This window comes from Streptomyces sp. NPDC104226 (genome assembly GCF_055584085.1).
In genome coordinates this window covers 232,464-255,592 of record NZ_JBVJMS010000004.1, presented here as the reverse complement: position 1 = coordinate 255,592, position 23,129 = coordinate 232,464, and the positions used below count along the sequence as shown (strand labels likewise).

Sequence of the window (23,129 nt, the reverse complement as noted above, 5' to 3'; positions counted from 1 at the left end):
AGCGTTGGCTCCATGAACCAGTCACCGCGTCTTTGGACCGTTATCGGCTGCTCCCTGCTGGTCGCGTCCCTCGGGGCAGGCGCCACCGCATGCGGGTCGGGCGACGACAACCCGCTGTCCGCCCGCCCCTACGACGCGGGCGACCACGTCGCCCTCAACCACCCCACCGGCAGCCGCCCGGTCGACCCGGACCGGCCCCTGGAGGTCACCGCCAAGAGCGGCGACGGCCGGATCACCGACGTGAGCGCCGTGGACACCCACGGACGCCGCCTGGCGGGCGAGTTGTCCGCCTCCGGCGACCGCTGGCACAGCACCGTCCCGATGGCCGCCGGCGTCCGCTACACCGTCCTCGTGAGCACCGAGGACGAGCGCGGCGCCCCCGGGCAGCGCACGCTCACCTTCGACACCACCCCGGCCCAGAAGGTCCTCAAGGTCGAATTCGGCCCGGACGAGGGCAAGTACGGCGTCGGACAGCCCCTCACGGCCGAACTCAACGAACCCGTCAAGGACAAGGCCGCCCGCGCCGTCATCGAGCGGGGCCTGATCGTCGACGCCCCGCCGGAGGCCGTGGGCGCCTGGCACTGGGTGGACGACAAGAAGCTCCACTACCGGCCCAAGGAGTACTGGCCGGCCAACACCACCGTGTCCGTCCGGAGCAACCTGGAGGGCATCAAGATCTCCGACGACCTGCACGGCGCCGCCTCCAAGCCGCTGAAGCTGGAGATCGGCGACCGCGTGGAGGTCACCACGGACGCCTCCTCGCACTGGCTCACGTTCAAGCGCAACGGGGAAGTGATCAATTCCATCCCGGTGACCACCGGAAAGCCGGGCTTCTCCACCCGCAACGGCGTCAAGGTGGTCCTCGGCAAGCAGTACTACGTCCAGATGCGCGGAGACACCGTGGGCATCGGCGGCAGCGAGTACTACAACCTGCCCGTCTACTACGCGACCCGTGTCACCTGGAGCGGTGAATACGTCCACGCCGCGCCGTGGTCCGTCGGCTCCCAGGGCTACGAGAACGTCAGCCACGGCTGCACCGGCATGAGCACGGGCAACGCCGCCTGGTTCTACGAGAACATCACCGAAGGCGACATCGTCCGCGTCATCAACAGCATCGGCGACGACATGGACACCTTCGGGAACGGCTACGGCGACTGGAACATGGACTGGAAGGACTGGCGCGAGGGCAGCGCCCTCCTCAAGGGCACCCAGGAAGGCCGCAGCCCGGTCGACCAGGCGCGCCTGCGCCCGCAGGTGTAACCACCGGGCCGGGAGCGCCCGGAGAGGCGCGAGGGCCCGGAGGGGCCACAACCGGGGCACGGGTGCCCGTACGGACCGTACGGGCACCCGTGCCCCGGTATACGCCGGTAAGGCGCTGTGCGGGGCTCACAGCCCCCGTTACGCCGCCGGCGAGATCCGCGCGCGCAGCAGACCCGCCAGGGCCTGCGCGAAGTCCACCGGATCAACCGGAAGGGTGACGGCCGAGTCCGCCCGGCTCCACGTGGCCAGCCAGGCGTCCTGCGGACGGCCCATCAGGAGCAGTACGGGCGGGCACTGGAAGATCTCGTCCTTGATCTGCCGGCACACCCCCATGCCCCCGGCCGGAACCGCCTCGCCGTCCAACACGCAGACGTCGATGCCGCCCGCGTCCAGTTCCTTCAGGACGGCCGGCAGCGTCGCGCACTCCAGGAACTCCACCGGCGGCAGGTCTGCGGCCGGCCTGCGCCCGGCCGCCAGCCGCACCTGCTCCCGGGTGCCCGCGTCGTCGCTGTAGACCAGAACCCGCGCAGTCGCCCGCATTTCGTTCCTCCACGTGTCCCGTGAATCACGTTGATGTTGCGCGGGATGCTACTCCGTCCGACCCGCTGTCAACATCGGTTCGCACTGCCTCGCCCGAGGGAAGGCCGGCGGGCGTCCGCAGGGTGATCTGATGGGCCGTTCGGGCCTTGCACACGCCCCTGACACTCCGAACGGCACCCCCCGGGGTGAGGGCGGGATAAGGGACCGACATAATGTCGGTCGTGGCGACAGCAACGACAGTAGATACCGGGCACGCGCACCCGACGGTCAACAGGCCGAACCTCGTCAGCGTGGGAACCATCATCTGGTTGAGTTCCGAGCTGATGTTCTTCGCGGCCCTCTTCGCGATGTACTTCACCCTGCGATCAGTGACAGGCGCCGAGTACTGGACAGAACAGGCCTCGGCCTTGAATCTGCCCTTCTCGGCGACGAACACGACGATCCTGGTGCTTTCCTCGCTCACCTGCCAGCTCGGCGTATTCGCCGCCGAGCGCGGTGACGTGAAGAAGCTCAGGACGTGGTTCATCATCACGTTCGTCATGGGTGCGATCTTCATTGGCGGCCAGGTGTTCGAGTACACCGAGCTGGTCAAGCACGAGGGCATGAGCCTCTCGTCCGGTCCGTACGGCTCGGTCTTCTACCTGACCACCGGCTTCCACGGTCTGCACGTGACGGGCGGTCTCATCGCCTTCCTGCTGGTCCTCGGCCGGACGTACGCGGCCAAGAGGTTCACCCACGAACAGGCCACGTCGGCCATCGTCGTGTCCTACTACTGGCACTTCGTCGATGTCGTCTGGATCGGCCTCTTCGCAACGATCTACCTGATCAAGTAGCGAACACGTCGCCGGGCACGTGCCCGGCACTCCATCCAGACACACCGACGCAGAAGATCCTGACACCGGGGTAATCCGTGAAAAAGCTCTCCGCACGACGACGCCATCCGCTGGCGGCGGTCGTCGTTCTACTCTTCGCGCTGGCGGTTACCGGGGGGCTGTACAGCGCCTTCGCGCCCGCGGGCAATGCGAAGGCCGACGAAACCGTCCAGTCCCTCGCCATCGAGGAGGGCCAGAAGCTCTACGCCGTCGGCTGCGCAAGCTGCCACGGAACCGGCGGTCAGGGTTCCTCTGACGGCCCCAGCCTGGTTGGCGTCGGCTCCGCTGCCGTCGACTTCCAGGTGATGACGGGGCGGATGCCCGCCCAGCAGCCCGGCGCCCAGGTGCCGAAGAAGCCCGTCATCTACACCCAGGCGCAGGCCGACCAGCTCGCCGCGTACATCTCCTCCCTCGGAGCCGGCCCGATCACGCCGACCGAGAAGCAGTACGACCCGGCGGGTGCCGACATCGCGAAGGGTGGCGAGCTGTTCCGCAACAACTGCGCGCAGTGCCACAACTTCACCGGTGAGGGCGGCGCACTGACGAACGGCAAGTACGCCCCCAACCTTGAGGGTGTCGAGCCGAAGCACATCTACGAGGCCATGCTCACCGGCCCGCAGAACATGCCCTCCTTCCCCGACAGCACCATGCCGGAGAAGCAGAAGAAGGACATCATCGCGTACCTCCAGCACGTCAACGGCGAGAAGTCGACCAACCCCGGTGGCCTCAAGCTCGGTGGCCTCGGCCCCGTCTCCGAGGGTCTCTTCGGCTGGATCTTCGGACTGGGTGCGCTGATCGCTGTCGCCGTCTGGGTCGCGGCCCACACCGCTAAGGCCAAGAAGTCATGAGTAGCCAAGACATTCCCGAAGAGAAGCACCTGCCGAGCGAGCAGGGCGACGCGCACCACGGTGCCGTGGCAGTGGCGGACGACCCGTTCGCCGACCCCGGCCTGCCGGTTCACCGGCCTCGGATCCAGGACATCGACGAGCGGGCCGCGAAGCGGTCCGAGCGCACGGTCGCCCTGCTGTTCACGCTGTCGATGCTGGCCACGGTCGCCTTCATCGCCTCGTTCGTGATCCTGCCGGTCGACAAGATCGTCTACATCTTCCCGCTCGGGAAGGTGAGCGCTCTCAACTTCGCCCTGGGCGTCAGCCTCGGCGCGGCCCTCTTCTGCATCGGCGCGGGCGCGGTCCACTGGGCCCGCACCCTGATGTCCGACGTGGAGGTCGCCGCCGAGCGCCACGAGATCGCGGCCCCGCCGGAGGTCAAGGCGCAGGTCATGCAGGACTTCGCGGACGGCGCGCGCGAGTCGGCCATCGGCCGCCGCCCGCTCATCCGCAACACGCTGTTCGGTGCGCTGGCCATGGTGCCGCTCTCCGCCGTCGTGATCCTGCGCGACCTGGGCCCGCTGCCCGAGGACAAGCTGCGCAAGACCATCTGGGCGAAGGGCAAGATGCTCATCAACCAGAACACGATGGAGCCGCTCCGCCCGGAGGACATCGTCGTGGGTTCGCTGACCTTCGCCATGCCGGAAGGCCTGGAGGAGGACGCGCACGACTTCCAGACGCAGATCGCCAAGGCCGCCCTGATGATCGTCCGCATCCAGCCGGAGAACATCAAGGACAAGAAGGAACTGGAGTGGTCCCACGACGGGATCGTGGCCTACTCCAAGATCTGCACCCACGTCGGCTGCCCGATCAGCCTGTACGAGCAGCAGTCGCACCACGTGCTCTGCCCGTGCCACCAGTCCACCTTCGACCTCTCCGACGGCGCCCGAGTCATCTTCGGCCCGGCTGGTCACGCGCTCCCGCAGCTGCGGATCGGCGTCAATGACGAAGGTTTCCTCGAGGCGCTCGGCGACTTCGAAGAGCCCGTCGGTCCCTCTTTCTGGGAGCGCGGATGAGCACTGCCACTACGAATTCATCAGCCGCTTCCGCGGCGGGCAAAGAGCGCAAGGCTCCGGCCGGCGAGCGCGTAGCCGACTGGGCCGACGGCCGGCTGGGCATCTACAGCCTCGCCAAGGCCAACATGCGCAAGATCTTCCCGGACCACTGGTCCTTCATGCTGGGCGAGATCTGCCTCTACAGCTTCATCATCCTCATCCTCACGGGTGTGTACCTGACGCTGTTCTTCCACCCGAGCATGAACGAAGTGCACTACGACGGTTCGTACATCCCCATGCAGGGTGTCGCGATGTCGGAGGCCTTCAAGTCGACCCTGGAAATCAGCTTCGACGTCCGCGGCGGTCTGCTCATCCGGCAGATCCACCACTGGTCGGCGCTGATCTTCATCGCGGCGATGCTCGTGCACATGATGCGCGTGTTCTTCACCGGCGCGTTCCGCAAGCCCCGTGAGGTCAACTGGGTCTTCGGCTTCCTGCTGCTGGTCCTCGGCATGTTCACCGGTTTCACCGGTTACTCCCTGCCGGACGACCTGCTCTCGGGCACCGGTGTCCGCTTCATGGAAGGCGCGATGCTGTCCGTGCCGATCGTGGGCACGTACCTGTCGTTCTTCTTCTTCGGCGGGGAGTTCCCCGGCGGCGACTTCGTGGGCCGGCTCTACTCGGTGCACATCCTGCTGCTGCCCGGCATCATGATGGGCCTGCTGGTGGCCCACCTGATCCTGGTCTTCTACCACAAGCACACCCAGTTCGCGGGTCCCGGCCGGACCGAGAAGAACGTCGTCGGCATGCCGCTGCTGCCGGTCTACATGGCCAAGGCCGGAGGCTTCTTCTTCCTGGTCTTCGGTGTCATCGCGCTGATCGCGGGCATCGCCTCGATCAACCCGATCTGGGCGCTCGGCCCGTACCGCCCGGACCACGTGTCCACCGGTGCGCAGCCCGACTGGTACATGGGCTTCTCCGAGGGCCTGATCCGTGCCATGCCCGGCTGGGAGATCAACCTGTGGGGCCACACCCTGGCCCTGGGCGTCTTCATCCCGTTCACGATCTTCCCGCTGGTCCTGGCCACCATCGCGGTGTACCCGTTCATCGAGTCCTGGGTCACCGGGGACAAGCGCGAGCACCACATCCTGGACCGCCCGCGCAACGCCCCCACGCGTACGGCCTTCGGTGTCGCCTGGCTGACGTGGTACGTCATCCTGCTGATCGCCGGTGGAAACGACATGTTCGCGCAGTACTTCCACCTGTCGATCAACTCGATCACCTGGTTCGCCCGCATCGGCTTCTTCGTCGGTCCGGTCATCGCGTTCATCATCACCAAGCGGATCTGCCTCGGCCTCCAGCGCCGGGACCACGACAAGGTGCTGCACGGTCGCGAGACCGGCGTCATCAAGCGTCTGCCGCACGGTGAGTTCGTCGAGGTCCACGAGCCGCTCTCGCAGGGCAAGCTGCACACGCTCACCTCGCACGAGCAGTACCAGCCGGCCGAGATCGGCGCCACGGTCGACGAGAACGGTGTCGAGCGCAAGGTGACGTCGGTCGAGAAGCTCCGCGCCAAGCTGAGCAAGGGCTACTACGGGGAGAACAACCAGATCCCGAAGCCCACGGTCGAGGAGTACAAGGAGATCCAGAGCGGCCACGGCCACCACTGATCTCCCGCACCACGGCTTCACACGCAACACACGCTTCACGCAGTACGCACCACGCATGACTGCTTGAGGGACTGATTTCGGTCAGTCCTGGTGTCGCCACGGCGAGAGCCCCGTCCAGTGTCTGGACGGGGCTCTTTGCCGTCCCCGGGGCTGGATAGGCTGAAGCCTTCGCATTCGACGTGGAATCCTCGATGAGCAGCAGGAGCGGACCATGAACCTGGTGACCCCGGCAGGCGGCGACAGCGTGGCGGCCCGCGGTTGGCCGGGCGTTCTGGAGGCCCTGCTGACCGGACGTGACCTCGGCGCCGACGACACGGCCTGGGCCATGGACCGGATCATGCGGGGGGAGGCCACCGACGCCCAGATCGCCGGTTTCGCGGTCGCGCTGCGAGCCAAGGGCGAGACCGTCTCCGAGATCAACGGCCTGGTCCGCGCCATGTACGAACACGCCAACCTCATCGAGGTGCCCGGCCGGACGGTGGACATCGTCGGCACCGGGGGCGACGGGGCCAAGACGGTGAACATCTCCACGATGTCGGCGATCGTCGTGGCCGGAACGGGCGCCAAGGTCGTCAAGCACGGCAACCGGGCCTCGTCCTCCGCGAGCGGCTCCTCGGACGTCCTGGAGAAGCTCGGCGTCAACCTCGACCTCACCCCCGCACGGGTCGTGGAGGTGGCCGAGGAAGCCGGGATCACCTTCTGCTTCGCGGTCAAGTTCCACCCCGCGCTGCGGCACGTGGCCCCGGCCCGCCGCGAGCTCGGCATCCGGACCACCTTCAACTTCCTCGGCCCGCTGACCAACCCGGCGAAGGTACGGGCCCAGGCCACCGGCGTGGCCGACGCGCGGGTGGCGCCGATCGTCGCGGGCGTCCTGGCGGAGCGGGGCTCCTCGGCCCTGGTCTTCCGCGGTGACGACGGGCTCGACGAGCTCACCACCACGGCGACCTCCCGGGTCTGGTGGGTCCGCGACGGCGAGGTCAGGGAGCAGGGCTTCGACCCGCGCGACATCGGCATCCCGCTGGTTCCGGTCTCCGCCCTGGCCGGCGCGGACGCCTCGTTCAACGCCGACGTGGCCCGCCGCCTGCTGGCCGGCGAGACCGGCCCGGTCCGCGATGCGGTGCTGCTGAACTCGGCGGCGGCCCTGGTCGCGCTGGACCCGGGTACGGGCACCCTGGAGGAGCAGCTCGCCGCCGGAGTCGCCCGGGCGGCGGAGTCGGTGGACTCGGGCGCGGCCCGTGCCGCACTGGCCCGCTGGGCGGCGGCGAGCAACGCCTGACGGATTCGGTTTCCACGGCTTCCGGCCAAGATCCAGCTTCGACCCCGGTCCGCCATGTGGACCGGGGTCTTGCGTTCGGAAGATCGTGTGGCAGGATGCTCCTCAGGTCACGAGTGACAGCGTTTAGGCCCCGGCTTGCTGTCCGGCAACCCTCCTTCCGTGGCGGGGTGCCCCGGGTGATGACCAGGTCGTAGGCAGTGAGGTCTACGGCAAGCGCGGATCCCTCGAACACCAGGGGTCCTGGTCTTCTGAGGAGCGTTTTCCGTGAGCAAGCGAATGCGATAGGGCGACTCCGCCCCTTCTTCACCCCTCGGAACAGGGTCACTTCCGCGTACCCGCAGCACATGCGCTGCCCACGCCGGCCGATCCGCACTCCGGGGCATTCCCGTACCCCGAACGGCCGCAGCGCCGTAGCCGTGTCGGCGGACGGGCACACCGAAGCCATTCAGACCTGCCTGCCGGGAGATACCGCCATGTCCGCAACCCTGAACGCCGCCGCCACCGCCACCCCCGCCACCGTCGTAGACCCGGCCTGTGCCGAGCCGCTGCCGGTCCTCGGCCGTGACGTCACCGTCCCGCTCGTCACCGGTGGCGAGGTCACCTACGCCGCCCTCGACTACGCGGCCAGCGCCCCCGCGCTGCAGCGGGTCTGGGACGACGTGGCCGCGTACGCCCCGTACTACGGCAGCGTCCACCGCGGCGCCGGCTACCTCTCGCAGCTCTCCACCGACCTCTTCGAGCAGAGCCGGGTCACGGTCGCCGAGTTCCTCGACTGCCGGCCCTCCGACCAGGTGGTCTTCACCCGGTCCACGACCGACTCCCTCAACCTGCTCGCCGCCGTGATCCCGGCCGACTGCCAGGTCTTCGTCTTCGAGACCGAGCACCACGCCTCGCTGCTCCCGTGGACGAACGCGCAGGTCACCTACCTCAACGCCCCCCGCACCCCGGACGAGGCCGTCGCCACCCTGGAGCGGGCCCTGGCCGACCGCGACCCGTACGGCCCGGCCCTGGTCTGCGTCACCGGAGCCTCCAACGTCACCGGCGAGCTGTGGCCCGTCAAGGAGCTCGCCGCAGCCGCGCACGCCCACGGCGCCCGCATCGTCCTGGACGCCGCCCAGCTGGCCCCGCACCACCCCGTCTCGGTCCAGGACCTCGACGTGGACTGGGTCGCCTTCTCGGGACACAAGCTCTACGCCCCCTTCGGCTCGGGCGTGCTCGCCGGCCGCGCGGACTGGCTCCAGGAGGCGGACCCGTACCTCGCCGGCGGCGGCGCCTCCCGCAAGGTGGCCCGCCGGGAGGACGGCGGCGTGGACGTCGAGTGGCACACCACCGCGGCCCGCCACGAGGCCGGCTCCCCGAACGTCATCGGCGTGTACTCCATCGCCTCCGCCTGCAAGGCCCTGAACGAGGCGGGCTTCGAGAACCTCGTCGCCCGCGAGCAGCACCTCGTCGCCAAGGTCCGCGCGGGCCTCGCCGAGGTGCCGGCGGTCCGCGTCCTGTCCCTCTTCGGCGACGACGCCCCCCGGGTCGGCGTCATCTCCTTCGTCGTCGACGGCTGGAACAGCTCGCACTTCGCCGCCGCGCTCTCCGCCGAGTACGGCATCGGCGTCCGCGACGGCCTGTTCTGCGCCCACCCGCTGGTCCGCACCCTCCTCGGCAGTGAGCCGCAGGCCCAGGGCGAGTGCGGAGCCCCGGAGGCGGCCCCGGGCGAGCGGTCCCTGAACGCGATCCGCGTCAGCTTCGGCGCCGGCACCCCCGACGAGCACGTGGAGCGCTTCGTCCGCGCCGTCAAGGAGCTCGTCGCGGACGGCGCCAAGTGGCAGTACCGCACCGAAGAGGGCCGCTGCGTCCCGGCCGTCTGACAGGCTGCGGGGCATGACGTACTGGGATCCGATACCGGCCGTGCGGGCGGCGGAGGCCGGGCCGCTGCCCGCTCCGGACGGCGGTACCTGGGTGCCCGACCCGAAGCACCGCCTGTTCTGGAACCCCCGACCCGACCGGTGGTCGGAGTGCGACTGGCGCAACGTGCCGGGGCCGTTCTACGGAGCGGGCACCGACAACTGCTGGATGGGTCGGCTGATCGCACCCGACAACGTGCTCTACGACGACGACTGGGGCGCGGAGTTCGTCTACCGCCAGCCCCGGAACCCCGTGGAAACCCTCGCAGTACTGGGCGCCGCCGCTCAGGATCCGATGGTGGGTTACGCCCAGGACGGTGACGACCACTGGACTCCGGAGCTGATCCGCGGGTGGTGGCGCGACCGGGCCCGCGTGCGGGAGTGGGCCGTGGCCCTGGACCGGCAGTGGTCGGTCTCTTCCCGCGAGGACGAGCGCGAGGCCGCGGGCGGCGCCCGCGCGTATGTCGCCCACATCGACGGGGACCTCGCCGGCTACCTGCGCGGGTACCTGTTCTGGCTCCAGGAGCACCGCCCCGCCCGGGCGGGCGAGGCGTTGCCGGGGCTCTGAAGGGCTACGCGTCGAGGCCGATCGCGAAGGCGGCTTCCAGGTCGTGCTGGGAGTAGGTGCGGAACGCCACGTGGGTGTCCGTCGCCTCCACGCCCGGGATCTTGCTGATGCGGCCGGGGATGATGTCGGCCAGGTCCTCGTGCCGGGCCACCCGGACCATCGCGATGAGGTCGTACGTACCCGTGACCGAGTAGACCTCGCTGACGCTGTCCAGCGCGGCGATGGCCTCGGCGATCTCGGGGATCCGGTCCACGCTGGTCTTGATGAGCACGAGTGCGGTGATCACGGTTGGCTGTCTCCCTCGCCGACTGTCACTGGTCGACCCACTCTAGTCCCACCCCGGTAGCGGACCCATGCGTACAGGAAGCCCACCGAGAAGCCCACGACGTGGGCCAGATAGGCGACTCCGGGACCGCTCGCCGCGCGGTGCGCCGCCAGCCACTGGAGCCCGAACCAGAACATCAGCACGATCCACGCGGGGAAGCGCAGCGGCAGGAAGAACAGGAACGGGAACAGGCTCGTCACCCGCGCCTTGGGGAACAGGTACAGGAAGGCTCCCAGGACCGCGGAGATCGCCCCGGAGGCCCCCACCAGGGTCTGGTCGGAGGAGACGTAGGCCGCCGCGTACGCAGCCAGGGCCAGGTAGCCCGTGCAGACGTAGAAGCAGAGGAACCAGGCCCGGCCCATGCGCCGCTCCGTCATCGCGCCGAAGACGTAGAGGAAGAGCATGTTGCCCAGCAGGTGCAGCCAGCTCCCGTGCACGAACAGGGCCGTGAGGGGGGTGAGTGCCGCCCGCCCCGAGCCGGTGAAGAGCTCGTCCGGGACCACGCCCCAGCGCCGGAAGTACGCCGTGCCCGTGGCCAGGAGCTGATCGCCCGTCCCGTAGACCGGGTTCAGCCCCGATGCAGGGCTCAGGACGAACACCACGCAGCAGCCGGCGATCAGCGCGTGCGTGACCACCGGGCCCCGGGCGGCCTCGCGTACGGCCTGCCACCTTACGATCATGCGAACGAGCATGACCCAGCCGGGCCCACCAGCGAGTGCGGCAGGCCGTAGGGTTACGAGCTACGCACGCACGCGCGCGCCGTCCGTGACGACACGGGAGGGTGTCGTGCTTGCGCCATGTGAGCGATAGAAGGAGAGAGCGGCCTGATGACGGTTCCCCTGCCGACCGACACCACCCGGTGGCGCTGCACCCTGTGCGGCAACCTCACCCGCTTCGACGTCACCCGTTCGTCGAAGGTCGTGGAGTACGTCCACCTGGACCTCGCCGGGGAGCCCAAGGTCGAGGAGCGCGAGGTGGTCAATGAGACCATCGAGTCGGTGCGCTGCCGCTGGTGCAACGCGGTGGACCAGATCGAGCTGGTCGACAGGCCGGGCGCGGACTCCTAAGGAGCCCCGCCCACAGGTGAACGACGGTAGGGGTGACGGATTGTGGAGCCAGCAAGCGGCGCTGAGCCGGCCGACGCGGCCGGCGACGCCGCGGAGGTCCTCGACCGCCCGCTGCCGGAAGGCGTGCGGCGCCGGGTCGTTGCGCTCGTCTCGGACGCCTTCGGCGGGCTGACGGTCGCGGACCTCCCGGCGCAGCTGCGCCAGTACGCCCGTTTCACCCCGACCCGGCGCGCCAAGTTCGCGGGCAACGCCATGGCCACGGCCGTGGAGAGCGACCCCGTCTTCCGCAGCCGGGTCGCCGAGAAGCTCCGCGAGGCGCAGGCCGACCTGGCCTCCGCGCTGGAGTCGGGCGCCCCGCCGGCCGCCGCCGATCCGCTGGACGTGGCGGCGGCCGCGTACGTGCTGCGGCCGGCCGGCTGGGTCAAGCTGGTCGCCGCCGCGGGCGAGGAGGCGCAGCGCGCCGACGCCGAGCGCGTCGACGAGGAGGCCCGCCGCGAGATGGAGCGGCTCCGCGAGGAGCTGGCCCACGTACGGGAACTGCAGCGCACCGGCGTCGACCAGGTTCGGGCCGAGCTGGACGCGGCGCGCAAGGAAGCGGAATCGCTTCAGCGCAAGCTGCGCAGTGCCCTCAGCGACGTCAAGCGGGGCGACGCGGCCCTGCGCAAGATCAACGCGGAGGTCGACGGCATCCGGGCCGAGGCAGCCGCCCAGGTGACCACCGCCGAGAGCGAGACCCGGCGGCTCAAGTCCCGCCTCGCGGAGGTGGAATCGGCGCTGGAGACCTCGCGCCGGGCCACCCGTGAGGGGCGCAGCATCGAGGACATGAGGCTGCGGCTGCTGCTGGACACCGTGCTGGACGCGGCCGCGGGACTGCGCCGGGAGCTCGCGCTGCCGCCGGTCTCCACGCGGCCCGCCGACACCGTGGAGGCCGTGGAACCGGGCCGGATGACCCCGAAGGACATCGCGGCGCGCGCCCTGTCGGAGACCGACCCGGCGCTGCTGGACCAGCTGCTGGCGCTGCCCCAGGCCCATCTGGTGGTCGACGGCTACAACGTCACCAAGACCGGCTACCCGACGATGCCGCTGGAGAAGCAGCGGCTGCGGCTGCTGGGCGGGCTGTCGATGCTCGCCGCGCAGACGGGCGCCGAGATGACCTGTGTCTTCGACGGGGCGGAACTGGCGGCCCCGGTGCTGCTCGCGCCGCCGCGCGGGGTGCGGGTGCTGTTCTCCAAGGCAGGGGTGACGGCGGACGAGCTGATCCGCCAGCTGGTGCGCGCCGAACCGGCGGGCCGTCCGGTGGTCGTGGTCTCCACGGACCGGGAGGTCGCCGACGGGGTGGCCAAGGCGGGTGCGCGGCCGGTGGCGTCCGCCTTGCTGCTGAAGCGGCTTTCGCGCGTTTCGTAACTGCTGGGCCCAATGCCGGAATTGACGGGCCCTCGCGGGAACGTAGGGTCAAGTCACCGACACGGAGCGTGCGCTGTAGGTAAAGAACCTGGTCGGACAGCGATTTTTTTGCCGACAGGATTTGAACTGATCACAGAAGGGTCACTAGGGTCAGCTCAAACCTTCGTGCGGTAGTTCACTCATTCGGGGTGGCAGCGAAGGTGTCGCCGAGCTGTTTCTCGCGTCATTCGGCGGCTCTAGGAAGAAGGAGCTCGCCTTCGTGGCGTCCCACCGTCGACCCAAGCAGCCGACCCGCATGCGCACGACCGTGCTCGGCGTCACCGCGGCAGCCGCCGTGGTCCTCTCGGGGCAGGCCGCCAACGCCGCCCCCGCCAAGCCGAGCAAGGACGAGGTCAAGGCCAAGGTCGACGCCCTCTACGAAGAGGCGGAGCAGGCCACCGAGAAGTTCAACGGGGCCAAGGAGCGCCAGGACAAGCTCGAGACCGAGATCGGTCAGCTCCAGGACCAGGTCGCCCGCGGCCAGGAAGACCTCAACGCGCTGCGCGGCACGCTCGGTTCGATGGCCAGCGCCCAGTACCGCAGCGGTGGCATCGACCAGTCGCTCGCGCTCTTCCTCTCGGCGGACCCGGACAACTACCTCGACAAGGCCTCCACCCTGGAGCAGCTGAGCGGTCAGCAGGTCGAAGCGGTCCAGAAGATCCAGGCCAAGCAGCGCACCCTCGCGCAGCAGCGCCAGGAGGCCGCCGGCAAGCTCACCGACCTCGACGCCACCCGCAAGGAGCTCGGCGAGAAGAAGAAGGCTTCCGCGGACAAGCTCGCCGAGGCCCAGGCCCTCCTGAACTCGCTGACCGCCCAGGAGCGGCAGGCGATCAAGGACGAGGACTCCCGCGCCAGCCGCGGCGCCGGCGACCGCGTCCCCGACCTCGGCAACGTGAAGCCCTCCGGCCGGGCGGGCGCGGCCCTCGCCGCCGCCAAGACCAAGATCGGCAGCGCGTACATATCGGGTCACGAAGGCCCCAACACGTTCGACTGCTCGGGCCTGACCCAGTGGGCGTACAAGCAGGCCAACGTGTCGATCTCGCGCACCACCTTCACGCAGATCAACGACGGCACCCGGATCGGCAGGAGCCAGCTCCAGCCCGGCGACCTGGTGTTCTTCTACGGCGACCTGCACCACGTCGGCCTGTACGCGGGCGGCAACACGGTGCTGCACGCCTCGAACCCGCGCAGCGGCGTCAAGTACGAATCCATGGACAACATGCCGTTCCAGTTCGGCGTGCGCGTCGGCTGACGCCCCCCTCCTCCGCACGAGGCCCCTCCGGACGCGCCGTACACCGCCCATCCGGGCGAATTCCGAGGCCCCGCTCTGACCACACGCCCCGCCGGTGACCTGCGTCTCCGACGGGGCGTCACTGTGCGTGCCCGCCGGAGGTCGTTGGCCGGTGCCCTCCCGCGCGGCTACTGTCTGCCAGCGCGGAACCCCGGCACACGGCCGTCCACGGAGGGCGGACCCGGGTCCCGCCCCAGCAGGAGGGAGCGGTTTCACGTGGCGTCCCATCGCCGGTCCGGGCCCAGCGCCCTCGACCGGAACACCAAGGTCACCGTCCTCACCGCCGCCGCGGCGGGAGCAGCGGTCGCCATGTCGGGCGCACCCGCCGGTGCGGCCCCCGGCCTCCCACAGGAGCCCTCCACGGGCACCCGCGCCCAGGTCGACCGGCTCTTCGAAGAGGCCGAACAGGCCACCGAACGCTTCAACCAGGCGGGCGAGCGCGCCGGCCGGCTCCGCGCCGAAGTCGCCCGCGTCCAGGACGCGGTGGCCCGCGGACAGGACCGCATCAACACCATGCGCGGGGTGCTCGGCGCCTACGCCGGAGCCCAGTACCGGGCCGGCGGCATCGACCCCGCCGTCGAACTGATGCTCTCCGACGACCCGGACGACTACCTCGCCAAGGCCGCCGCCCTCGACCGGCTGTCCGGCCGGCAGGCCCGCCAGCTCGACGAACTGCGCTCCGAGCAGCGCCGCCTCGGCCAGGAACGCCAGGAGGCCTCCCGCAAGCTCGCCGAACTCGACGCCCTGCGCGCCGACGTGGCGAAGGAGAAGCGCGCCGTCACCGCCAAGCTGGCCGCCGCCCGCCGCCTGCTCAACGCGATGCCCTCGCAGGAGCGCGCCGACTTCGACCGGGCCTCGCGCTCCGGAGGCCGCCCCGACGCCCTGCCCGAACTCCCCGACCCCGCGGCCTCCGGACCCTCCTCCGGGCGCGCCATGACCGCCGTGATGGCGGCCCGGTCCGCCGTGGGACGGCCCTACGTCTGGGGATCCACCGGCCCCTCCGGCTTCGACTGCTCCGGCCTGATGGTGTGGTCGTACCGGCAGGCGGGCGTCGCCCTGCCGCGCACCTCGCAGGCGCAGCGGCACGCCGGGCGCCGGGTCTCGCTGTCGGAGGCGCGCCCCGGGGACCTGGTGACGTACCGCTCGGACGCCAGCCACGTCGGCATGTACGTAGGCAACGGCCAGGTGGTGCACGCCCCGTACCCGGGGGCGCGGGTGCGGTACGACCCGGTCGGGATGATGCCGGTCTCCTCGGTGACACGGCCCTGAGGGCTGCGCTGCGTACGATCGGGTGATGCTCCCGGTCCTTCGCCGTCCGCCGCTGCCTCTGCCGGCGGTGCTGCTGTGCCTGCTGCTGCTCTGCGTGCCGCTGGCAGGATGCGGTTCCGGTTCAGGTTCCGGTACTCCTTCCGGTTCCGTTTCCGGAGCCCCCTCGGCTTCGGCGGACCCAGCCGAGCGGGAGGTGCGGCGGGCCGTCGCCGCCTGGTCGGCGGCCCCGCCCGCGGCCCTCGCGGCGATCCCGCTGGAAGGCTGGTCGTACGAGGTCTCCTCGGTCCGGGTGGACGGCGTACGGGCCTTCGCCCGCGCCGAGCTGCGCTACCGGCTCACCGGCTACGACGCCGCCCCGGCCGGCTCCGCCCGCGAGGTGGAGCTCACCCGCGACGGCGGCGGCTGGGCCGTGACCGCCGACCGGCCCGCCCCCGGAGCCCTGCCCCAGCTGTGGGACCAGGGCCCGGTGACCGTGGAGCGCGGGGCGCACGCCCTGGTGCTCGGCGGCGCCGGTCAGGGTTCCGGTTCCCTCTCCGCGATCGCCGCCGAGGCCGACCGGGCGGTGCCCGCGGCGAGCGCGGCCTGGCCGCGGCCGTGGGCGGGCCGGGTGGTGGTACTGGTGCCCGGCTCGCTGGACGCGATGGCGGCGCTGCTGGGGCGGCCCGCGGACGAGTACCGGGGCCTGGGCGCCGTCACCACCGGGCGGACCGGGGCGGGACCGGCCCCCGCCGACCGGGTCGTGGTGAACCCCGAGGGGTACGGGCAGCTCACGGCGGAGGGCCGTCAGGTGATCCTGACCCACGAGACCACCCACGTGGCGACCCGGGCGGCGACCACGTCCCGGACCCCGCTCTGGCTCTCCGAGGGCTTCGCGGACTGGGCCGCCTACCGCGACAGCGACCGGGGCCCGGCCGAGGTCGCGCCGGCGCTCGCCCGTGCGGTGCGGCAGGGCGCGCTGCCGGGGGCGCTCCCCGAGAACGGCGCCTTCGCCTTCGGCGGGGACGCGGACGCACTGGCGCGGGCCTACGAGAGCTCCTGGACGGCCTGCCGGCTCATCGCCGCCCGGTGGGGCGACGCGGCCCTGGTCTCCCTGTACGAGAAGGCGGGCCGCGAGTCCCTCCCGACGGCCCTGACCCAGACCCTCGGCACGGACCCCGCCACCCTGACCCGATCCTGGCAACAGTCCCTGACCGCCGAGTTCCGCTAGCCCGCACAGCGCGATTGCCCGCAGGGCGATTCCAGCCTCGCCGACGTTCGAGGCGCGGGGTCTGGGGCGGAGCCCCAGGGGTCTCGGGCGCTGCCCCGCAGGGGGTGCGCAACGCCGGGGTCGCCGGGCCGAGGGGACTCGGCGGGGGCTCCGGTAGGGTCGGCAGGCGATGGACAAGACGCTGATCGTGACCAACGACTTCCCGCCGCGGCCGGGGGGCATCCAGGCCTTCCTGCACAACATGGCGCTGCGCCTGGACCCCGACCGGGTCGTGGTCTACGCCTCCACCTGGAAGCACTCCGCGGAGGCCCGCGCCGCCACCGCCGCCTTCGACGCGGAGCAGCCCTTCCAGGTGGTCCGCGACCGTACGACGATGCTGCTGCCGACCCCCCGGGTCACCCGCCGGGCCGTGGGCCTGCTGCGCGAACACGGCTGCTCGTCGGTGTGGTTCGGCGCGGCAGCCCCGCTGGGGCTGATGGGACCCGCCCTGCGCCGGGCCGGCGCACGCCGGATCGTGGCGACCACCCACGGGCACGAGGCGGGCTGGGCGCAGCTGCCGGTCGCGCGCCAGCTGCTGCGCCGCATCGGCGAGGGCACGGACACCCTGACCTACCTGGGGGAGTACACCCGTTCGCGGATCGCCCCGGCCCTGACGGACCGCGCGGCGGTGCGCATGACGCAGCTCCCGCCCGGGGTGGACGAGAAGACCTTCCACCCGGGGTCGGGCGGCGCGGAGGTCCGTGCACGGCTGGGTCTGACGGACCGGCCGGTGGTCGTCTGCGTCTCCCGGCTCGTTCCCCGCAAGGGCCAGGACACCCTGATCGAGGCGATGCCGCGGATCCTGGCGGTCCTGCCGGACGCCGTCCTGCTGATCGTGGGCGGCGGCCCCTACGAGGCCGACCTGCGGGCCCTGGCCGCCTCGACCGGGGTCGCGGAGTCCGTCGTGTTCACGGGAGCGGTGCCGTGGTCCGAACTGCCCGCCCACTACGGGGCGGGGGACGTCTTCGCGATGCCCTGCCGGACCCGGCGCGGCGGGCTCGACGTGGAGGGCCTCGGCATCGTCTACCTGGAGGCCTCCGCCACCGGCCTGCCGGTGATCGCCGGCGACTCCGGAGGCGCCCCCGACGCCGTACTGGACGGGGAGACGGGCTGGGTGGTCCCCGGCGGAGCCCCGGCCGAGACCGCCGAACGCGTCGTCACCCTGCTCCGGGACCCGGCCCTGCGCGCCCGCATGGGCGAGCGCGGCCGCGCCTGGGTGGAGGAGAAGTGGCGCTGGGACCTGCTGGCGGAGCGCCTGCGCGAGCTCCTGTAGCGACCCCTCTCCGCACGGAGGGGGGATTATCGCCCCCAGGGCCGCGATCGCGGGCGGAGTCGGTCAAAGCGCACGGGCGCGGACCGGGCCCGCCTACGGTCGAGCCATGTCTGACTGTTACTCAGAAGCGTGTCAGTGCGGGTTATGGCCGGTTGAGCGGAATCCGCTCATGATGCGGCCATGACACCAAAACTGACACGTCGTCACGTTCTGGGCCTCGGCGCCCTGCAGACCGCGGCGGCCCTCGGCTTCACCCGGATCGGCCTGCAGTCCGCGGCGGCCGCCGAGCCCGCGGCCGCCGCGTACGCCCCGGCCATCGTCGTCGGCTCCGGCTACGGTTCCGCCGTCGCCGCGCTCCGCCTGGGGCAGGCCGGCGTGCGGACCGTCGTCCTGGAGATGGGCCGGCTCTGGGACACCCCGGGCTCCGACGGGAAGATCTTCCCCGCCACCTCCGCCCCCGACCAGCGCTCGATGTGGTTCCGCAACCGCACCGAGGCCCCGCTCGCCCAGTTCCTCTGGCTGGACGTGGTCAACCGCAACATCAGCCCGTACCCCGGAGTCCTGGACCGCGTGAACTACGGGGACATGTCGGTCTACGTCGGCCGCGGCGTCGGCGGCGGCTCCCTGGTCAACGGCGGCATGGCGCCCACCCCGAAGCGCTCGTACTTCACCGAGATCCTGCCCCGGGTGGACGCCGACGAGATGTACGGCACCTACTACCCCCGGGCCCGCGCCATGCTCGGGGTCAACGACATCGACCCGGCCTGGTTCGAGTCCACCGAGTGGTACCGCTTCGCCCGGATCTCCCGCAAGCACGCCCAGAAGACCGGACTGAAGACCACCTTCGTCCCCAACGTCTACGACTTCGAGTACATGAAGCGCGAGGCCGCCGGCACCGCCACCAGATCCGCCCTCGCCGGCGAGGTCATCTACGGCAACAACCACGGCAAGAAGAGCGTGGACAAGACCTACCTCGCCGCCGCCCTGGGCACGGGGAACGTCACCATCGAGACCATGCAGCGCGTGGTCGGCGTACGGCAGGACCCGGCCGGCGGCTACGTCCTGACCGTCCAGACCAGCGACCTCACCGGCCGCGTCACCCAGGTCCGGGAGCTCGGCTGCAAGCAGCTCTTCCTCGGCGCCGGCAGCCTCGGCACCACCGAGATCCTGCTGCGCGCCCGCGAGACCGGCACCCTGCCCGCCCTGAACGACAAGGTGGGCCTCGGCTGGGGCCACAACGGCAACGTCATGACCGCCCGCGCCAACCACCTGTGGGACACGGTCGGCGCCAACCAGGCCACCATGCCCGCCCTCGGCATCGACGACTGGGACAACGCCTCGAACCCGGTCTTCGCAGAGATCGCCCCGCTCCCGATGGGCTTCGAGCACTGGATCTCGATGTACCTGGCCATCACCAAGAACCCGGAGCGCGGGCACTTCACCTACGACGCCGCCAGCGACTCGGCGAAGCTCCAGTGGACCCGGGACCAGAACACCCCGTCCGTCCAGGCCGCCAAGCGGCTCTTCGACCGGATCAACCGGGCCAACTTCACCATCTACCGCTACGACCTCTTCGGCGACAACAAGAACTTCGCCGACAACTTCACCTACCACCCGCTGGGCGGCTGCGTCCTCGGGGACGCGACCGACGACTTCGGCCGCGTCAAGGGCTACCAGGGCCTCTACGTCACCGACAGCTCGCTGATCCCCGGATCGCTCGGCGTGAACCCCTTCGTGACCGTCACCGCCCTTGCGGAGCGGAACGTGGCGCGGGTCCTCGCCGAGGACCCGCGCTGACCCGGGGGGCCGCTCCTAGCCCCGGTAGAGGGCTTCGATCTCGTCCGCGAAGTCCTTCGCCACCACATTCCGCTTGAGCTTCAGCGAAGGCGTGATGTGTCCGGACTCCTCCGTGAACTGGGAGGGCAGAATGCGGAATTTCCGCACCGATTCCGCCTTGGAAACCGCCGCGTTGCCGTCGTCCACGGCCTTCTGGACGGCGGCGATGAGGTCCGCGTCCTCGCGCAGCTGGGCCGCCGTCACACCGGCCGGCTTGCCGTGCTCCGCGGCCCACCGGCCCAGGAACTCCTCGTCGATGGTGACCAGCGCGGCCACGAACGGCCGCGCGTCGCCGACCACCATGCACTCCGCGACCAGCGCGTGCGCCCGGATCCGGTCCTCGATCACCGCGGGGGCGACGTTCTTGCCGCCCGCCGTGACGATGAGCTCCTTCTTGCGCCCGGTGATCGCCAGGTAGCCGTCCTCGTCGAGGGTGCCGACGTCACCGGTGTGGAACCAGCCGTCGGTCAGCGCCTCGGCCGTGGCCGTCGGGTTGTTCCAGTACTCCTTGAAGATGTGCTCGCCGTGCAGCAGCACCTCGCCGTCGTCGGCGATGCGGACCACGGAGCCGGGGAGCGGCTGGCCGACCGTACCGATCTTCGTCTTGTCCCACGGGTTGAAGGCCGTGGCCGCACAGGACTCGGTCAGCCCGTAGCCCTCCAGCACCGTGAAGCCGATGCCGCGGAAGAAGTGGCCGAGCCGCTCGCCCAGCGGGGCCCCGCCGGAGATCGCGTACTCGCCGCGCCCGCCGAGGACCGTGTGGAGCTTGCTGTAGACCAGCTTCGAGAACAGCTTGTGCTTGAGCCTGAGCCCCAGGGACGGGCCGCCCGGCAGGTCCAGCGCGCGGCTGTACGCGATCGCCGTCTCGGCGGCGGCGTCGAAGATCTTGCCCTTGCCGTCGGCCTGGGCCTTGGCGCGGGCCGAGTTGTAGACCTTCTCGAAGACCCGCGGCACGCCGAGGATCAGCGTGGGGCGGAAGGACTGCAGCTCGTCGGTGAGGTTCTTGATGTCCGGTACGCAGCCCAGCCGGATCGGCGCCAGCACGGCCGCCACCTCCACCAGGCGGCCGAACACGTGCGCGGCCGGCAGGAAGAGCAGTACGGAGCACTCGCCGGTCCGGAACAGCGGGTGCAGCCGGGCCACGATGTTGCCGACCTCGGCGAAGAAGCTGCGGTGGGTCAGCACGCAGCCCTTCGGGCGGCCGGTGGTGCCGGAGGTGTAGACGATGGTGGCCGGGTCGTCGGCGCCCGCGAGCGCGCTGCGCTCGTCGAGCACGGCGTCGGAGATTCCGGCGCCGGCCGCCTCCAGCGTCTTCAGGGCGCCCTGCTCGATCTCCCAGACCTCGCGCAGCTCCGGCAGCCGGTCGCGCAGGGCGGCCACGGCCGCGGCGTGCCCGGGGGACTCCACGACGACGGCGACGGCGCCGGAGTCACCGAGGATCCACTGGATCTGCTCGGGGGAGCTGGTCTCGTACACGGGGACCGTGACGCCGCCCGCGCTCCAGATCGCGAAGTCGATCAGCACCCACTCGTAGCGGGTGCGGGAGATCAGGGCGACCCGGTCGCCGGGCTCGATGCCGGCCGCGATCAGGCCCTTCGCCGCGGCGCGGACCTCGGCGAGGAACTCCGTCGCGGTGACGTCCTGCCACGCGCCGGCGACCTTGCGGGCCATGACGGCGGTGTCGGGATGCTGAGCGGCGTTGCGGCGGACGAGATCCGTCAGGTTCCCGTCCGACGGGACCTCGTACAGGGCCGGAAGGCTGAACTCGCGCAAGACTGCTGCTCCTCTGGGCGCCATCGCCACCATGTGGACCGACGCGACGTTACCCACCGGTAGGCGGTTCCGGATAGAGGGAACCGGCCAGATGTTCCCTGCGTCACATGTCGCGACCGTGTCCTGTCGACATTAGTCGACCCCCTTTGCGACTCGGAAGTAACCGCAGGTCCGGCCGCCTGGCCCGATTCCCTCCCCCCGGTGGCCCGGCGCGCCTAGGGTGGCCGCATGGGTGGCTCTATGGGTGGCATCAAGAACCGGACACGGGTCCACGTGGTCAGCGACGTCCACGGCAACACCGAGGCCCTGGCACGGGCCGGGGACGGCGCCGACGCACTGATCTGCCTGGGCGACCTCGTCCTCTTCCTCGACTACGCCGACCACTCGCGCGGCATCTTCCCCGACCTCTTCGGCGTCGAGAACGCCGACCACATCGTCGAACTGCGCACCGCCCGCCGTTTCGAGGAGGCCCGGGAGTTCGCCCGCGGACTGTGGGCCGGGCTGGACCGGGAACGGCTCGTCGAAGGCGCCGTCCGGCGCCAGTACGCCGAAATGTTCGCCGCCTTCCCCCGGCCCACGTACGCCACGTACGGCAACGTCGACATCCCCGGGCTCTGGCCCGAGTACGCCGGCCCCGGCCTCACCGTGCTCGACGGGCAGCGGGTCGAGATCGGCGGCCGGGTCTTCGGCTTCGTCGGCGGCGGCCTGCCCTCGCCGATGCGCACGCCCTACGAGGTCCCCGAAGAGGAGTACGCGGCCAAGGTGGAGGCGCTGGGCGAGGTCGACGTGCTCTGCTCGCACATCCCGCCGGAAGTGCCCGAGCTCTGCTACGACACGGTGGCCCGCCGCTTCGAGCGGGGGAGCGGGGCCCTGCTCGCCGCGATCCGCCGGATGCGGCCCCGGTACGCGCTCTTCGGCCATGTCCACCAGCCGCTCGCCCGCCGGATGCGGATCGGCGCCACCGAGTGCGTGAACGTCGGGCACTTCGCCGCGACAGGAAGGCCGTGGGCCCTGGAGTGGTGAGGTCATGACGCGCGATAGCCTTCACGCGGCGGCCCCAGGACCGTCCGCACACTTCCTCGAACTCCCCCCGGAGGAGCGACCGCGATGGCGGAACACACCAGCTCGAGCATCACGATCGAGGCGGCCCCGGCCGACGTCATGGCCGTGATCGCCGACTTCGCCCGCTACCCGGAATGGACCGGCGAGGTGAAGGAGGCCGAGGTGCTGGCGAAGGACGACGCCGGCCGGGCCTCCCTGGTCCGGCTGCTGCTGGACGCGGGCGCGATCAAGGACGACCACACGCTGGCCTACACCTGGCCGGCCGAGAACACGGTCAGCTGGACCCTGGACAAGTCCCAGATGCTGCGGCAGCTCGACGGGTCCTACCAGCTGGCGCCGGTGGCGGGCGGGGCGCGCACCGAGGTGACCTACTCGCTGACGGTCGACGTCAAGATCCCGATGCTCGGCATGATCAAGCGCAAGGCGGAGAAGGTCATCATCGACCGCGCGCTGGCGGGCCTGAAGAAGCGAGTGGAAAGCCGCCCCGGCGGTACCTCCTCTTAACGAGTCGCTCGCACCGCTCGGCCCTTGCGGGCCTCCCGGGCTTCGCGCCGCTGCGCCGGACTCCGTCCGTCGGT

Annotated in this window: 21 protein-coding genes and 1 riboswitch; of the genes, 17 read left to right on the top strand and 4 right to left on the bottom strand. The window is 70.8% G+C overall.

Going from position 1 to position 23,129, the window contains the following annotated elements:
* The first annotated feature begins 12 nt into the window (after positions 1–12).
* Positions 13–1,260 carry a L,D-transpeptidase gene (locus ACZ60J_RS14630; RefSeq protein WP_469681913.1) on the top strand — a complete coding sequence of 416 codons (1,248 nt, stop codon included), beginning with the start codon at positions 13–15 and terminating at the stop codon, positions 1,258–1,260.
* A 138-nt stretch (positions 1,261–1,398) separates the two neighbouring features.
* On the opposite strand, the gene ACZ60J_RS14625 is transcribed toward ACZ60J_RS14630, so the two are convergent.
* Positions 1,399–1,800 (bottom strand): hypothetical protein, encoded by a 402-nt coding sequence (locus ACZ60J_RS14625; RefSeq protein WP_469681911.1) that lies wholly within the window; start codon positions 1,798–1,800, stop codon positions 1,399–1,401.
* 212 nt (positions 1,801–2,012) lie between these two features.
* Between ACZ60J_RS14625 and ctaE the strand changes: the two genes are divergently transcribed.
* The 7 genes from ctaE (at position 2,013) to ACZ60J_RS14590 (ending at position 9,966) form a co-directional block, all read left to right on the top strand.
* Positions 2,013–2,633, top strand: coding sequence for an aa3-type cytochrome oxidase subunit III (gene ctaE / locus ACZ60J_RS14620; protein WP_008738823.1), 621 nt, complete (start codon positions 2,013–2,015; stop codon positions 2,631–2,633).
* A 77-nt stretch (positions 2,634–2,710) separates the two neighbouring features.
* Positions 2,711–3,520 (top strand): cytochrome bc1 complex diheme cytochrome c subunit, encoded by an 810-nt coding sequence (gene qcrC / locus ACZ60J_RS14615; protein WP_469681910.1) that lies wholly within the window; start codon positions 2,711–2,713, stop codon positions 3,518–3,520.
* Positions 3,517–4,575, top strand: a complete 1,059-nt coding sequence (gene qcrA / locus ACZ60J_RS14610) for a cytochrome bc1 complex Rieske iron-sulfur subunit (protein WP_469681908.1) — start codon at positions 3,517–3,519, stop codon at positions 4,573–4,575. The genes qcrC and qcrA overlap by 4 nt, the downstream gene beginning before the upstream one ends.
* Positions 4,572–6,224, top strand: a complete 1,653-nt coding sequence (gene qcrB, locus ACZ60J_RS14605; RefSeq protein WP_469681906.1) for a cytochrome bc1 complex cytochrome b subunit — start codon at positions 4,572–4,574, stop codon at positions 6,222–6,224. Before qcrA ends, qcrB begins: the two co-directional genes overlap by 4 nt.
* Positions 6,225–6,435: 211 nt before the next feature.
* Positions 6,436–7,500 (top strand): anthranilate phosphoribosyltransferase, encoded by a 1,065-nt coding sequence (gene trpD / locus ACZ60J_RS14600; RefSeq protein ID WP_469681905.1) that lies wholly within the window; start codon positions 6,436–6,438, stop codon positions 7,498–7,500.
* Between the two features lie 105 nt (positions 7,501–7,605).
* Positions 7,606–7,722: riboswitch (SAM riboswitch) on the top strand.
* A gap of 251 nt (positions 7,723–7,973) precedes the next feature.
* Complete coding sequence (locus tag ACZ60J_RS14595) at positions 7,974–9,362, top strand: aminotransferase class V-fold PLP-dependent enzyme (RefSeq protein WP_469681904.1); 1,389 nt, start codon at positions 7,974–7,976, stop codon at positions 9,360–9,362.
* Positions 9,363–9,375: 13 nt separating this feature from the next.
* Positions 9,376–9,966, top strand: a complete 591-nt coding sequence (locus ACZ60J_RS14590) for a ferredoxin (protein ID WP_469681903.1) — start codon at positions 9,376–9,378, stop codon at positions 9,964–9,966.
* 4 nt (positions 9,967–9,970) lie between these two features.
* Here ACZ60J_RS14590 and ACZ60J_RS14585 read toward each other — a convergent pair whose 3' ends face one another.
* Both ACZ60J_RS14585 and ACZ60J_RS14580 read right to left on the bottom strand, forming a co-directional pair.
* Positions 9,971–10,252: an Lrp/AsnC family transcriptional regulator gene (locus tag ACZ60J_RS14585; protein WP_469681901.1), complete on the bottom strand. Its 282-nt coding sequence runs from the start codon at positions 10,250–10,252 to the stop codon at positions 9,971–9,973.
* Positions 10,249–10,971 (bottom strand): rhomboid family intramembrane serine protease, encoded by a 723-nt coding sequence (locus tag ACZ60J_RS14580; RefSeq protein ID WP_469681899.1) that lies wholly within the window; start codon positions 10,969–10,971, stop codon positions 10,249–10,251. Before ACZ60J_RS14580 ends, ACZ60J_RS14585 begins: the two co-directional genes overlap by 4 nt.
* Positions 10,972–11,118: 147 nt before the next feature.
* Between ACZ60J_RS14580 and ACZ60J_RS14575 the strand changes: the two genes are divergently transcribed.
* From ACZ60J_RS14575 to ACZ60J_RS14545, 7 genes are all read left to right on the top strand, one after another.
* Complete coding sequence (locus ACZ60J_RS14575; RefSeq protein ID WP_008738811.1) at positions 11,119–11,358, top strand: hypothetical protein; 240 nt, start codon at positions 11,119–11,121, stop codon at positions 11,356–11,358.
* Positions 11,359–11,397: 39 nt separating this feature from the next.
* A complete protein-coding gene (locus ACZ60J_RS14570; protein ID WP_469682431.1) occupies positions 11,398–12,762 on the top strand; it encodes an NYN domain-containing protein in 1,365 nt (454 codons plus the stop codon).
* A 259-nt stretch (positions 12,763–13,021) separates the two neighbouring features.
* On the top strand, positions 13,022–14,053 hold the full coding sequence (locus ACZ60J_RS14565; protein ID WP_469681897.1) for a C40 family peptidase: 1,032 nt from the start codon (positions 13,022–13,024) through the stop codon (positions 14,051–14,053).
* 255 nt (positions 14,054–14,308) lie between these two features.
* Positions 14,309–15,361 (top strand): C40 family peptidase, encoded by a 1,053-nt coding sequence (locus ACZ60J_RS14560; RefSeq protein WP_469681895.1) that lies wholly within the window; start codon positions 14,309–14,311, stop codon positions 15,359–15,361.
* 25 nt (positions 15,362–15,386) lie between these two features.
* Complete coding sequence (locus ACZ60J_RS14555; protein WP_469681894.1) at positions 15,387–16,568, top strand: hypothetical protein; 1,182 nt, start codon at positions 15,387–15,389, stop codon at positions 16,566–16,568.
* 169 nt (positions 16,569–16,737) lie between these two features.
* Positions 16,738–17,880, top strand: a complete 1,143-nt coding sequence (locus ACZ60J_RS14550) for a glycosyltransferase family 4 protein (protein ID WP_469681893.1) — start codon at positions 16,738–16,740, stop codon at positions 17,878–17,880.
* Between the two features lie 180 nt (positions 17,881–18,060).
* Complete coding sequence (locus ACZ60J_RS14545) at positions 18,061–19,677, top strand: GMC oxidoreductase (RefSeq protein WP_469681892.1); 1,617 nt, start codon at positions 18,061–18,063, stop codon at positions 19,675–19,677.
* A 15-nt stretch (positions 19,678–19,692) separates the two neighbouring features.
* Here ACZ60J_RS14545 and ACZ60J_RS14540 read toward each other — a convergent pair whose 3' ends face one another.
* Positions 19,693–21,489: an AMP-dependent synthetase/ligase gene (locus ACZ60J_RS14540; RefSeq protein WP_469681891.1), complete on the bottom strand. Its 1,797-nt coding sequence runs from the start codon at positions 21,487–21,489 to the stop codon at positions 19,693–19,695.
* Positions 21,490–21,717: 228 nt separating this feature from the next.
* Between ACZ60J_RS14540 and ACZ60J_RS14535 the strand changes: the two genes are divergently transcribed.
* Together ACZ60J_RS14535 and ACZ60J_RS14530 are read left to right on the top strand one after the other, a co-directional pair.
* Positions 21,718–22,512: a metallophosphoesterase family protein gene (locus ACZ60J_RS14535; RefSeq protein WP_469681889.1), complete on the top strand. Its 795-nt coding sequence runs from the start codon at positions 21,718–21,720 to the stop codon at positions 22,510–22,512.
* 84 nt (positions 22,513–22,596) lie between these two features.
* Entirely contained in the window at positions 22,597–23,055 is a 459-nt protein-coding gene (locus tag ACZ60J_RS14530) for an SRPBCC family protein (protein WP_469681888.1), read from the top strand.
* Positions 23,056–23,129: the final 74 nt, after the last annotated feature.